General features: G+C 56.8%; 10 protein-coding genes. 2 read left to right on the top strand and 8 right to left on the bottom strand.

From position 1 onward, the window contains the following. Positions 1–15: 15 nt before the first annotated feature. The 4 genes from FTO74_RS03755 to FTO74_RS03740 all read right to left on the bottom strand — a co-directional run bounded on the left by FTO74_RS03755 (position 16) and on the right by FTO74_RS03740 (position 7,343). The gene (locus FTO74_RS03755) at positions 16–1,197 is read right to left on the bottom strand and encodes a PepSY-associated TM helix domain-containing protein (protein WP_162536936.1); all 1,182 of its coding nucleotides are present in this window, start codon (positions 1,195–1,197) and stop codon (positions 16–18) included. Between the two features lie 247 nt (positions 1,198–1,444). Next, positions 1,445–2,869, bottom strand: a complete 1,425-nt coding sequence (locus FTO74_RS03750) for an efflux transporter outer membrane subunit (RefSeq protein WP_162536935.1) — start codon at positions 2,867–2,869, stop codon at positions 1,445–1,447. A gap of 35 nt (positions 2,870–2,904) precedes the next feature. Next, complete coding sequence (locus FTO74_RS03745; protein WP_162536934.1) at positions 2,905–4,158, bottom strand: efflux RND transporter periplasmic adaptor subunit; 1,254 nt, start codon at positions 4,156–4,158, stop codon at positions 2,905–2,907. Further along, a complete protein-coding gene (locus FTO74_RS03740; RefSeq protein ID WP_162536933.1) occupies positions 4,155–7,343 on the bottom strand; it encodes an efflux RND transporter permease subunit in 3,189 nt (1,062 codons plus the stop codon). Before FTO74_RS03740 ends, FTO74_RS03745 begins: the two co-directional genes overlap by 4 nt. Positions 7,344–7,469: 126 nt before the next feature. On the opposite strand from FTO74_RS03740, the gene FTO74_RS03735 reads away from it, so the two are divergent. Then, a complete protein-coding gene (locus FTO74_RS03735; protein WP_162536932.1) occupies positions 7,470–7,760 on the top strand; it encodes a metalloregulator ArsR/SmtB family transcription factor in 291 nt (96 codons plus the stop codon). Between the two features lie 47 nt (positions 7,761–7,807). On the opposite strand, the gene FTO74_RS03730 is transcribed toward FTO74_RS03735, so the two are convergent. After that, positions 7,808–9,079, bottom strand: a complete 1,272-nt coding sequence (locus FTO74_RS03730) for a sorbosone dehydrogenase (protein ID WP_162536931.1) — start codon at positions 9,077–9,079, stop codon at positions 7,808–7,810. A gap of 118 nt (positions 9,080–9,197) precedes the next feature. Here FTO74_RS03730 and FTO74_RS03725 point away from each other — a divergent pair, with 118 nt between their 5' ends. After that, positions 9,198–9,626, top strand: a complete 429-nt coding sequence (locus tag FTO74_RS03725) for a cytochrome c (RefSeq protein WP_162536930.1) — start codon at positions 9,198–9,200, stop codon at positions 9,624–9,626. A gap of 54 nt (positions 9,627–9,680) precedes the next feature. Here FTO74_RS03725 and FTO74_RS03720 read toward each other — a convergent pair whose 3' ends face one another. The 3 genes from FTO74_RS03720 to FTO74_RS03710 all read right to left on the bottom strand — a co-directional run bounded on the left by FTO74_RS03720 (position 9,681) and on the right by FTO74_RS03710 (position 13,055). Then, positions 9,681–10,796: an asparaginase gene (locus FTO74_RS03720; RefSeq protein ID WP_162536929.1), complete on the bottom strand. Its 1,116-nt coding sequence runs from the start codon at positions 10,794–10,796 to the stop codon at positions 9,681–9,683. 8 nt (positions 10,797–10,804) lie between these two features. Further along, positions 10,805–11,860 (bottom strand): type II asparaginase, encoded by a 1,056-nt coding sequence (locus tag FTO74_RS03715; RefSeq protein WP_220399067.1) that lies wholly within the window; start codon positions 11,858–11,860, stop codon positions 10,805–10,807. Between the two features lie 112 nt (positions 11,861–11,972). Continuing rightward, complete coding sequence (locus FTO74_RS03710) at positions 11,973–13,055, bottom strand: substrate-binding domain-containing protein (protein WP_162536928.1); 1,083 nt, start codon at positions 13,053–13,055, stop codon at positions 11,973–11,975. Positions 13,056–13,104: the final 49 nt, after the last annotated feature.

Here is a 13,104-nt window from a genome sequence, read left to right as displayed (position 1 = left end):
TCACTTGAAGATCTGTCAGATACGCGCCGTCTCTATGCCTGCTCTCTTCTGCGGCGCAGTGGCATGGGTATTGCGTCGTTTCCTCCACGATGCAAATCGCCGCAAAGAGAGCGCAAACCCAGTCCACACCAACATGAGCGCACTCACCATCGCCATCAATGCAACGAACCGGCCTGCAACACCGAAGATCTCCCCCGTATGCAGGAACCGGGCATACAACCGCCACCGTCTCCCACGCGGGTTTGCCGAGAACGGCTCCCAGCGAACGACTTGGCCATCCTTGCGCGCGATCACCAACTGCGCGCGCTGCTGCGGCCTGCCGCCATCCCCCTCATCCAACGTGAACATCACATTGGGGTCTTTAGCCGAAGGTAGCCTCATCGACAGACTCTGCCACTTCGAGTCCTGCGACACAGCCTTCTGAACCGCCAGATCCAGCACAGGAAACTTATCGACAGAGAGCGGCTTGGGCCGCCTTGGCTCCAGTTGAGCACGCTCCACCGGAAGCGCATCTCCCGCGGCTCGATAGAGCAGCGCATTCGCCCACGGATAAGCCATGATGACGCCGCTGATAACAATCACAAGCAACGGCACCGACATCCAAAAACCGAAGACGTTATGCCAGTTCCACTCCCGCGCACGCCCCTGCAGATTGCCCCGCAGCACAACGACAGGCCGCAGATGCTTCCACGTAATCTTGCGCGGAAACCAGAGTACAAGCCCACTGAGAATCAGAAAAAGAAAGGCCAGCACCGCCGCATTCTTGATTGCACGCAACGTCTCATGCCGCACGCCATTCAGAGCAATCCAGCGATGCAGATCCCTCGTCCCCTGAAAGAACTTCCTCAACCTGTTCGCGCCCGGCCCAATGACCTTGCCGTCACAACCACGCGCAAGCACCACCGCGCTCTGCCCAAATGTAACCTCGGCAGGCACATGTGGATCGGCATAGAGCGTAAGCCCCGTAGGCGCATCCTGCTGAAATGCAGCCGCATTCTGAAGCAGCACAGACGGCGCAACACAACCCTGCTGCGAAGGAGCAGAAGGTGTAACGATGCGCGCATCCCGCTCAGCCCAAGCAATCATCTGCTGCTGAAACGTCATGATGGAGCCGGTAACAGCGAGGAAGGCGACCACCAGACCCACCGTCACGCCGGTCGCCAGGTGCAGCCAGAACAGTACTCTCCGCAGCGTCATCGGAACATCCGCGTTCCGGAAGATTTCAGTGCAATAGCCAAGCGCCAACTCCATGGAAGATGCCGACACAGAGGACTGCGTCCATATCCATTGGAGCAATCGTCAGCCTTCGGTCGTCGATCTCGAGCCTTCCCCGGTGCTTCGCCAAAAGACAGTCAGGGAAGGCCTCTGTCGCACTTTCTAAACTACGACAGATTTAGTCGCATATCAAGGTCCACTGCGTATTTAAATCTCCCAGAGCCATCGGCTACTGCCATCCCCCACCAAGCGCCGCATACAACTGCACCAGCGACGCAGCCTCCTGCTGCTGTGCCAACGACAGCGCCAGTTGCGCATCATAGAGATTGGTATCCGTAGTCAGCACCTCAAGATAACTTGTATTACCACCGGCATACCGCAACCGAGCAAGCCGTACCGCATCCGCAGCCGAGGTCACCTGCGCCAGCTCTTCTTGTCTCCGCTCTCTCGTCTCCTTGTACGAGACCAGCGAGTTAGAAACATCTTTCAAAGCCCCCAGGATTGTCTTCTGATACTCCAGCAGCATCTCCTGCTGCTGTGCCTTGGAGAGACGATAGTTGTTACGAATACGCCCGCCATCGAAGATCGGTTCCGAGACCGAGCCCGCGGCATACCAATACGCATTCGCGCTCTTGAAGACCGATTGCAGTTGGTTACTCGACGAGCCTCCAAGGCTGGTCAGCGATATCTGCGGAAAATACTGCGCCCTCGCAACACCAATACGCGCATTCGCGGCAATCAGCTTGGCCTCGGCCTGCTGAATATCCGGCCGCCTCTCAATCAACTGCGAAGGCACACCAGCCGGAACCTCCTGCGGATGCGGCTGCTCCGCTATCGGCAGGCCGCGCTCGATATCCCCCGGCCTGTGCCCCAGCAGAATACTGATCGCATTCTCCTCGACCGCAATCTGCCTTCTCAACTCCGGCAGGTTGGCCTGCGCCGCGTGCAACAACTCCTCGGCCTGGCGCACATCCGCAAGCGATCCCGCACCATGCCGCTCCAGCGACTGCGTCAGCCGCAGAGAATCCTGACGAGCCTTGATCGTGCTCTGAGTAATCTCCATCTGTGCGTCGAGACTACGCAGCGCGAAGTACGCCTCGGCCACGCCTTGGACAAGACTGCTACGCGTAGCCTTCCTGGCCCAGTCGCTGGCCAGCAGCTCAGCCCGAGCAGCTTCGCTCTGACGACGATACATCCCCCAGAAATCGAGGTTCCACGCGGCAGATCCAGTAAGCCCTCCGCCATCGAAGAAGGAGTTGGCCGGACTGCCATTGCTATTCGTCCCCGCAAGCGACGAGGGAATCTGCAACGTTGTAAAACCCGCGCCACCACTCACCGAGGGTAGCTGTTGCGAACGCGCAATCCCCACCTGCGCCTGCGCTTCGAGAACCCTCTGAGCAGCAATACGAAGATCGAGATTGTTCGCAAGCGCCTCTTTGACTAAGCGCTGCAACGCAGCATCCTGAAAGATAGCCGCCCACTGCTCATCGCCCAGAGAGGCAGTCGAAGCAGCCACCGCAACATCCGGCGCCAGCGCCCCACGATAGCTCTGCGGAACATCCACCGCCGGACGTTTATAGTTAGGCCCGACTTTGCACCCAACCACCGCAACGAGCACCGCAAGCTTCATCAATACATCAGCAATTCGCTTCATACCATGCCTTCTCATCTCTCCACCTGCAACAGTTCTTACCGAACCTCAACATGCTGGCCTTCATTCAGCAGGTCGCTGGGGCTGGCCACAAGCGCCTCAGAACCCGTCAGCCCATTAAGGATCTCGACCTGTATCCCCATATCGCGTCCAATCGTGACCGGCACAAAGTGAACAGTGCTATTGCTGGCAACCGTCACTACGTGCATTCCCGCCCGATCAATCACAAGAGCACTCGTAGGAATGATGTACGAAGCACGCTTCTCCGCCAGCGTGAACTTGATCTGCGCATACATCCCCGGCAGCAGCGATCCATCGCGGTTATCGAGCTGCACCTCGGTGAGCATCGTACGCGCTGCGCTATCCAGCGAGCTGGCGCTGCGCACCACGGTCCCAACGTACTCACGGCCAAGCCGTTCCTTCACATCGACCGTAGCCTTCTGGCCATCCTGAATATTGACAGCCTGCGACTGCGGCACATCCACCTGAATCCGCAGCGTCCCACTCTGTGCGATAGAGAAGAGCGGCTTACTGGCAGAGGCACCACCAGCACCCACAAGGTCTCCACGTTCAACATTGCGCTCAGTAATCACACCATCGAACGGAGCCACAACCCGCTCAAAGCCCTGCGTCTGCTCCAGCCGCGCCACATTGGCACGGTTCGCGGTCACATTTGCCTCAGCAGCAGTAATATTGGCATTCGCCGCCGCCACATCCGCCACACGCGCATTGTGCGACTGCACAGCCTCATCCACAATCTGCTGCGAGATAGCGTGCTCCTCCCCAAGCGGAAGATCCCTCTCCCGAGTCAACCGCGTAAGCTCAGCATTCGCCTTCGCCTGCTCCAGCGAAGCCTTAGCCTGCTGCAATGTAGCCTGCGATTGCGCCAGTGTAGCCCGCGCCTGCAAGAGCTGCTGATCGACCTCCGGCGCAGAGATAACAGCCAGCACTTGGCCAGCCTTCACCTTCGCACCAATGTCAACATTGCGACGGTCAACATAGCCATCCACCCGCGCATAAACACTCGCGCTATAGAGCGGCTGAATATTACCCGGCAGCAACAACTCCGAAGTAGGCTCCCCTTGCTTCGGATGAACAACCGAGACAATGGGATGCGTAACAGTAGACTCATTCACCGCGGCCAGCGCAGCTCGCTGACGTCCGAGACGCGGGATGATACCCACGGCAAGCAGAACCAGCAGCAGAGCAAATGCTCCTGTAATGGTTACTTTTGTTCCGGAAGGAATGCCCTGTCTTTGTTCGCTGGGTTGGTTTTCAATCTGCTGTGTCATGCGGCCTCCTGGGTCGTGCTGGCGTTTCTTCCATGGATCAAGGTAAACATCAAGGGAACGAAGAAGAGTGTGGCAAAAGTTGCGACGCCGAGGCCACCGATAACTGCCCGGGCGAGCGGAGCATTCTGCTCGCCTCCCTCACCGATGCCAAGCGCCATCGGCAACATGCCGATAATCATGGCGAACGCAGTCATAATGATCGGCCGCAGACGCGTATAACCCGCTGTCACCGCAGCTTCAAGCGGAGCCATGCCCTTCAAACGCAACTCATTGGCAAAGGTGACCAGCAGAATCGAGTTAGCCGTAGCCACACCGATAGACATGATCGCACCCATCAAGCTAGGCACATTGAAGGTAGTCTGCGTAAGAAAGAGAGCCCAAACAATACCGCAGAACGCCCCCGGCAGTGCGCAGATAATAATGAATGGATCGAGCCAGCTCTGGTAATTCACGACCATCAGCAGATAGACCAGCAACGCCGCAAAGGTAAGCCCGAGGCCAAGACGATTGAACGCCTCATTCATACTCTCCACCTGGCCACGAACAACAATCTTCGTCCCTGGAGGCAGAGACTTGCTCTCCTCCTTCACGATCTTGTTGACCTTCGCCGCCACCGATCCAAGATCGCTATCCTGCGTATTCGCGAAGATATCGAAGACCGGCGCACCGTTATGGTGATTAATCACGACAGGCAGCACAGCAGGAGACAGCGTCGCCATATTGCCCAGCACCTCAGTACGATTCGCCAGAGTATGAATCGGGATCGGTGTATTCTGTATCGCGTTGATGGAGTCTATGTTGTACTGCGGAGTCTGCGCCGCAACCGTATAGGTGATCCCCATCTTCGGATCGAGCCAGAAATTCGGCTGCACCGCAGCACTCGAGCTGAGCGAGATATACAAGCTGTTCGCCACATCCTGCTGGGTCAAACCAAACTGCGCCGCGCGCACACGATCAATATCAAGATGAAGATCGGGAGCATCTACAACCTGGTGCATATGCACATCGACAGCACCCGGCACCGTGGCCAGCCGCTCACGCAGATGGCGTGCAATCTCATAGTTCCCCGGATCATACCCCTGTACCTGAACATCAATCGGCGCAGGCAGTCCAAAGTTCAGAATCTGCGTGACCATATCCGCAGGCTGGAAGAAGAACGTGAGATCCGGAAACTGCCTCTGCAACTGAGACCGCAGCTCTTTCACATACTCCTGCGTTGGCCCATGATGCTCGCTGTTGAGCGCGATCAACACCTCGCCATCGGCGCTGCTGATAGTCGCACCATCCCCGAAGGCATAGTTGAAGGTCTCAGGTGTAAGCCCGATGTTGTCGGTAATCAACTCGATCTCATTCGCAGGAATCGCCTTACGAATCTGATCTTCCACCTGGCTGAAAATTACCTTGGTGCTCTCGATGCGCGTCCCTGGCCGAGCCCTTATATGTAACTTAATCTGTCCCGCATCAACCGAAGGAAAGAAGTCCCGCCCCACAAAAGGCAGCAGAACGAACGCCGTGGACATAATCGCAATCGAAGCAATCAACGCCGTCTTTCGATTCCCTAGAACAGCTTCAAGAGCATGAGTGTAGCGGCTCTGCACCCAGAGATACCCTTCATTGAACCGATCGTTGATCCGTCCAAAGATAGAGCGCGGAGCATGATTCAAAACATCGACAGTGAAGTCTCCCTCGGGATGCCCTTCAAAGCTATGCTCAGCGCCAAGCAAGAAGTTCACCAGCACCGGCACCAGCGTTCTCGACAAAACATAAGACGCGAGCATGGCAAACACAACCGCCAACGCCATCGGCGTAAAGAGAAACTTCGCAGGCCCCGTCAAAAAGACAACCGACACAAAGACAATACAGATCGTCAGCGTCGAAACCAGCGTAGGCGTCGCAATCTCCGACGCTCCAATCAGCACAGCCTCTCTCAGCGGCTGCGAGTCCATGTGGCGGTGAATATTCTCAATCGTCACCGTCGCATCATCCACCAGGATGCCGATAGCCAGCGCAAGCCCACCCAGCGTCATCGTATTCATCGTCTCGCCCATCGCACTCAGCACAATGATCGAGCTAAGAATGGAGAGCGGAATCGAGATCGCAATAATCAAGGTGCTGCGCCAACTCCCCAGGAAGAGCAGAATCATCAACGCAGTCAAACTCGCCGCAATGGCCCCCTCGCGCAACACCCCGACAATAGAAGCCTTCACAAAGACCGACTGGTCAAACAACTCCGTAATCTTCAGCCCCTTAGGAGCAGCCGCACGCGACGCAGGCAGCACATCGTTCTTGATCTGGTTGACGATATCTAACGTCGAGACAGAGCCCGTCTTCATAATCGCCAGCAGCGCGGCAGGCTTCCCATTCGCTCTCGCCACATTCTGCTGCACCGACCAACCATCCCTAACATGCGCGATATCCCGCATATAGACCAGCGATCCATTGACCGTCTTAATCGGCACATCATTCAACATCAGCGCATCGACAGGGCTAGAGTTCGTACTGACGGTATATTCGCTATTGCCAACCTTGGCCGTACCTGACGGCAGCGTAACGTTCTGAGCATTAATAGCCGCAGTCACATCAATCGGAGTCAGCCCCTTCGCCAGCAGAGCATTCTGGTCGAGATCCACCATGATCTGCCGCGCCACACCGCCATACGGAGTAGGCAACAAAGTCCCCGGAACCGTCGTTAGCTGCTGGCGAATCCGGAAGAGCCCGTAGTCATAAATCTCCGACTCCGAGAGCGTGTCGCTCGAGAGCGCAAGCTGAATAATCGGCACTGTCGAAGCACTGAAACGCAGAATCCACGGCGGATTGACACCCGCCGGCATCCGAAACCGAATCGAGTTAACCGCCGCTCCCACCTGCGACACCGCAGCGTCAATCCGCACCTGTGGTTGAAACGAAATCTTAATAACACTGGCACCGCTGGTCGTCTGCGAGTCGATGGACTTCACGTCATTCACGACGGCCATCACAAACTCGCTGAAGGTAGTCACCCTCTCCTCCATCTCCTTCGCGGGCAGCCCGGAGTAAGACCAGATCACCGTGACCACCGGGATATCAATATTCGGAAAGATATCCGTCGGCGTCGTAGCGATCGAACTGAAGCCCAGTACCAGAATCAGGATCGAAGCTACAATAAAGGTGTAAGGTTTGTTGAGAGCAAGTCGTACGATCCACATCTTGAGTTCTCCATCTACAGGTACTCTTGGCACTTACCGAGTATTTAGATGAATGTCGAAATAGATGGATTCACAAATTCTAGTTGCTTCCAAAACGAATCTGGCGCGTCTTATTAACTAACCGTTATGGGAAGAATTACGGACGTCGAGGTCGCGCAGATCGGCAAGGCACTGGGAGACCCCAACCGTCTCGCCATCTACACGCAGATCGCACAGCATGACGAGCTCTTCTGCGGCGAGATGCACGCCAAGCACATCATCTCTCCCGCCACACTCTCGCATCACTTGAGGGTGCTGCACGACCTCGGCCTCATCACCTCTCGCAAGGACGGCCTCAACGTCTTCTATCGCGTCGTCCCCGAGAGATTCGCCGAGTACATCAAATACCTGACGCAGGTAGGACCAAAGTCTGTATAAGTCGATGTTGAGAAGTGACCACACCTCTCAACATCCACGTCGGCCTCTTACTTCTTACCGGTATAAAAGACGTGCCAAACCTTCCCCTTCTGGCTTTCCGTAATAAAGAGCGTCCCATCGGGAGCCTCAGCCACGCCGTCTGCCCTCGCCAACGCATCCGAGGGATTCATCAGCGGATCTTTCCCCGCAAAACCACTGGCAAAGATCTCATACTTACCCGCAGGCTTGCCATGCGCGAACGGTTGAAAGGTCACATTCGCTGGCTCTTGCGGCAGCGGAGCCCGATTCCACGATCCATGAAACGCAATGAACGCCCCTTCGCGATAGTGCTCCGGAAACGCATAAGCACTCTTCACCGAGCTATAGAAGATCATGTCCACCGGAGCCCAGTGAGCAGGAAAGGTCGCCACCGGCAGCGCAAACGCACTGCACCGCCCAACAGTCTTCCCATCGCCGCCATACTCCGGATTCAGCAGCAACTTCTGCTGTCCATAATCGAAGTAGCAGTAGGGCCAGCCGAAGTTACTCCCCTTCACCCCACGATACATCGGCTCCGCAGGCCGCATCGCATTCTCGGTGGAGTCGAACTTCCCCGGCCACAGCGTATCCATCTGGTCGCGGCTGTTCATCGTAATGTAGACCGCACCATCATGCCAGGCAATCGCCGGCTCCTGCCGCAGCCCAGTCACATACTTCTCTCCATCCGCCTGTTTCTGGTGCAGCTTCGTCTCATCGAACCGCCACACCCCGCCATGCAGCTCAAGAATCGGGCATGGGTCCTGTCCCACAATTCCCTGCTGCCGATCCTTCGACTGACAAGCATTCGAGGGCGAGCCGACATTGATAAAGAACGAGCCCTTACCATCAAAGGTCAGACCTTTATCTCGATGTTCATGCTCGGTCGGCAGCCCATCTACAACCACCTCCGCCTCCCCACTCGGCTTCAACTGCCCCGGCGTCATCTTGTATCGCTCAATCACGGTCGGATGCGCCACCCACAGGTATCCGTTGCGCAACGCAATCCCCGTCGCGCTCACCGTGCCAAACTTCTCCTTCACCTCAAACCTGCCGTCGCCATCACCATCATGCAGCCCGACGACACCGCCATCCATCAGCGCCACATACAGGTCGCCATTCGGAGCCACCACCGCATGTCTCGCCGCGCCCAACCCATCCGCCACCACCTGCGCGCAAAATCCCGGCGGCAGCTTGAGCCCTCCGTTATCGCTGTCGCAGGCTGGCGGAGCCGCCGCGAACGATACCGCACTGGTCAGAAAGAACACTCCCGCTGCTACAACTCCCCCTCGAACTAAGCTCATATCGTCTCCTTGAAATATGTCTTTTGAAGGATGCGTTGAAGACTGGCACATTCGTCTCTTGCCAGCGATGATATAGAGAGCATCAGCGGAATAGCAAAAACACCAGGAGATTCTTCCGATGTTCGTGAAACGACTCCCCACACTCTGCATCGCCCTGCTCGCCACTGGAGTCTTCTACAGCCAGCCTCCGGTCCATGCAGCCCCCGGTGCGGCCCTCTACTCTACCGCTCAGTCCGACCGCGGCAAGGCGCTCTACGCGAAGCAGTGCACCTCCTGCCACAGCGCCGACCTCGGCGGCGTCGGACAAGCCCCACCGCTCGTCGACAACGAGTTCCTATCCAAGTACACCGACCAGCCTATCTTCGTCCTCTTCAACAAGATCCAGAAGACGATGCCCGCCACCGCTCCAGGCTCTCTCACGCCATCCGACACCGCCGACGTCCTGGCCTACATCCTCAGCGCGAACAGCTTCCCCGCGGGCGCAACCGATCTACCCAGCACAGAAGACGCGTTGCAGAAGACTCCCCTCACCACCCCCGCAAAATAAATCGCCTGCCATCCGCATCAACAAAGCGAACGACAGGCGAACCTTCTTACTCCATCAATACTCGTCGAAGTACTTCTTAACCTCACGCCAGTCGTTCGTCTTCGTCAGCGCCAACTGAAGCAGCAGCCGCGCTTTCTCCGGCGGCAGGTTATCGCCGTTCACCAATTGCGCCTCCGTCCGCCGAGGCGTCTCCTGCACCCGCCCGCCATGCACCCTGGCCGTTATCACCACGACCACCCCTTTGGCCTGCGCGCGCTTAATCGCCTCAGTCTCCGAGGCCGTCGGCGACCCCGCCCCCGTACCATCGACCACTATCCCCTTGACCCCATGCTCCACGGCGGCGTCAATCAGATAACCCGGCGCATCCGTATACGCATAAAAGACCTCCACCGGCGGCAACGTGGCATAGTCCATCCCGGCAAAGGCCGACTGCGTCGTGTGCTTCCGCGTAGGCTCTCGGTAAAAGACAACCTTATCGGGATCAGCAAATCCAATCGCCCCTACATCCACGCCCCTGAAGGTCTGCACCCGATACGCACTGGCCTTGGTCACATCCCGCGCCGTATTGATGTTCTGGTTCATGCACTGCAACACACCCTTGCCACCAGCCATCGGTGAAGCAGCAACCCGCACCGCGTTATAAAGATTCAGCGGACCATCGCCTGAGATGCCGGTCCAAGGCCTCTGCGACCCAACAAACACAATAGGTTTATCCGTATCGACCGTCAGGTCCATGTAGTAGGCAAACTCCGCCATGGTATTCGTGCCATGCGTCACCACGATCCCGTCTACACCAGGGTCCTTAGCCAACTCATTCAGCCTCTTAGCCACCCTGCGCAGATCCTCAAACAGATCGCTCGAGTCAGTCCGAGTAGCCGGCGGCCTCATATCCTCCGTAGTAATCCGAGCGACATTCGCCAGCTCCGGCATATCGTGCACCCAGTCCTGCGGATCCACCCGGGGAATCCCCTTGCCGCCGTAGTTCGTAATATTGAGCCGATCCGACGCCCGACTGGCGATCGTCCCACCCATCGACATCAGCACCACATGCGGAAGATGCGACTGGTCCTTCGTAATCGGAGGAAGATTATTTGGAATCTCCTGCGCAGCAATAGGCGCAGAAGAGAAAACGGTAAAAGCAGCAAGCGCAGCGATGACGGCAATCTTCATAGTCAGCCTCAGTACTCATCAAACATGCGTTGAATTTCTTTAATATCGGTAGTCTTGGTCAGCGCAAGACGCAGCAGTTGGCGTGACTTCTGAGCATTGAGGTTGTCCGCAGTGACCACCCCCTTCTTCAGCTCAGGATCCTCCATCACACGCCCGCTGCCCTTCCTATCGCTCTGCACAAAGACAACGCCCTTGGCCCGCCCGTCCTTCACGGCATCGGCAAATCCCGGTGCACTGTCATCGAGCACAATCCCCTTGGCCCCAGCCGCGATCAACGCATCCACCGCCGTCCGCTCGCCCTCCTGGTAGCCATAGACGATATCCACCTTCGGCAGCTCATCCAACTTACTCACATCGAACTCAGACTTATAAGTGTGCTTGTAAAGAAGGTTGCGATAAAAAACAATCCGATCCGAATCCGAAAAGCCAATCGGCCCCAGGTCCCGCGACTCAAACGTATTCACCCGCTCCGTGTTGGTCTTAGTAACATCCCTCGCCGCCTGAATCTCCTCATTCAGCAGCACCATCACGCCCTTGCGCCGCGCCTCCGGATCGGCCGCCGTGCGAATCGCGTTATACAAGTTGAACGGACCATCGCGGCTGATAGCCGTGTAAGGACGCATCGCACCCACCACCACCACCGGCTTCTCCGAGTGAACCACTAGATTCAGAAAGTAAGCCGTCTCCTCCATCGTGGCCGTGCCATGCGTCACCACCGCACCAGCCGAATCCGGCTGCGCCAGCCACGCATTAATCGCCTTCGCCAGCTTCAGCAGAATCTTGGTATTGACACCGCCGCTCCCCACCGAGGAGATCTCCTCATAGCTCAAATCCGCGACGGCCTTAGCCTCGGGAACATTCTCGAGCAGTTCCTTCGGAGAAATTTTACCCGGCTTATAGTTCGAGATCTCATCCCGATTCGGCCCCGAGCCCTGAATCGTCCCGCCGGTCGAGAAGAGCCTAACCTTCGGCAGCCCTTGGGCAAAACATGCAGAAACAGCAGAGAAAATCAGCAACAATAGAACGAGAGATCGCGAGGCAAGAAACTTCTTGTCTTTCATCATTCCGCAAGCACCTCTGGAGAGCACGCAAAAATAAGTTGGGTTGATGGATATAAGAGTAGCCTACTTCAAATTCCGTAAAATATCAGAGCAATTGCAAGGAATATTCCGGCATTTACTTCAAACTGGCCGGAGTAACAACCTGGTGGCCGACAAAATTATAAGGCGGCACCGCATTTCCTCTCAGCATTGATAGCCCCAACTGAATCAGCCGCGGCCCATACGTATCGGTCTCATGCGAGACCGACCCCACCAACCCACCACGATTCGCCCGCATCTCCTCGAGCGCCTCCGGAATACAATCCTGCCCCACAATCGCCACGAATTTCTCCAGCTTCAACTCCCGCACCGCCCGCAACGCCCCTAGCGCGACCGTGTCGTTAGCCGCAGCCACCAGCACCTTAGCCCCCTTATGCCCATTCAAAAACTTCTCCATCACGCTATAGCTTCTCTGCCGAATCCCGCTGCACTCCAACCGCACAAAGCCCTCTTCCGGAAAGCTCGGCAACCTCCTCCTAACCCCATCAAACGCACCTGCGACTCGACTCTGCACAAACGAGCCAGCCTCGGTAATCTCGAGCCCCACCACATAGTCCACCTTCCCCTTCCACTTCTCGATCGCATACTGTGCCAGATAATCTCCCGCATCAAATCCCACCTGGAAGTTATCCACGCCAAAGTAAACCGCATAAGGATGAGGAATCCCCAGCGCGATCAAAGGAATCCCCGCACTCGTAATCGTGTGCCCAATCCGCGGCGCGACCCGATCGTCAATCTGAAACTCAATCACCAGGTCCACATTCGAAGCCACAAACTTCTTCGCATTCTCCAGCGCCACATCCGCGCTGTACTGGTTATCGAGAATCTGCAGATCGACCCCATTATGCGTAGCCGCCAGCTGCAAGCTGGTCGTGACCTCCTCCGAAAACGGCATCGCCGCACTCTGACTCGCAAACCCAAAGCGAATCTTCCTCGAGCGCGAGATCGCGTGATATCGTCCATCCGGCGACTGCGCCAGATACCCACGATGCACCAGCGTCTTCAAAATCCGATAGACCGTAGTCTTAGGAATCTGCACCCTCTGGAATATCTCTTCGAGCGGCACACGGCTCTTCTCCCGCTCCAGCAGATCCAGAATATCGAGAGCCTTGCACAAAACAGGGATGAGATAGAGACGAGGTATTCTAGGCTGCGCCAACGGATAGACTCCTTCAATAACACCCAATCTATTACAGATGTCATCTAGG

The organism is Granulicella sp. WH15, assembly GCF_009914315.1.
In the GTDB taxonomy this organism is placed as follows: Bacteria; Acidobacteriota; Terriglobia; order Terriglobales; family Acidobacteriaceae; genus Edaphobacter.
This window is presented reverse-complemented; position numbering and strand designations above follow the sequence as displayed.

What these genes read in the sequence shown, in the direction of transcription:
- FTO74_RS03755 (WP_162536936.1), bottom strand. Translation starts at nt 1,197, where the DNA reads ATGACGCTGCGGAGAGTACTGTTCTGGCTGCACCTGGCGACCGGCGTG.
- FTO74_RS03750 (WP_162536935.1), bottom strand. Translation starts at nt 2,869, where the DNA reads ATGAAGCGAATTGCTGATGTATTGATGAAGCTTGCGGTGCTCGTTGCG.
- FTO74_RS03745 (WP_162536934.1), bottom strand. Translation starts at nt 4,158, where the DNA reads ATGACACAGCAGATTGAAAACCAACCCAGCGAACAAAGACAGGGCATT.
- FTO74_RS03740 (WP_162536933.1), bottom strand. Translation starts at nt 7,343, where the DNA reads ATGTGGATCGTACGACTTGCTCTCAACAAACCTTACACCTTTATTGTA.
- FTO74_RS03735 (WP_162536932.1), top strand. Translation starts at nt 7,470, where the DNA reads ATGGGAAGAATTACGGACGTCGAGGTCGCGCAGATCGGCAAGGCACTG.
- FTO74_RS03730 (WP_162536931.1), bottom strand. Translation starts at nt 9,079, where the DNA reads ATGAGCTTAGTTCGAGGGGGAGTTGTAGCAGCGGGAGTGTTCTTTCTG.
- FTO74_RS03725 (WP_162536930.1), top strand. Translation starts at nt 9,198, where the DNA reads ATGTTCGTGAAACGACTCCCCACACTCTGCATCGCCCTGCTCGCCACT.
- FTO74_RS03720 (WP_162536929.1), bottom strand. Translation starts at nt 10,796, where the DNA reads ATGAAGATTGCCGTCATCGCTGCGCTTGCTGCTTTTACCGTTTTCTCT.
- FTO74_RS03715 (WP_220399067.1), bottom strand. Translation starts at nt 11,860, where the DNA reads ATGATGAAAGACAAGAAGTTTCTTGCCTCGCGATCTCTCGTTCTATTG.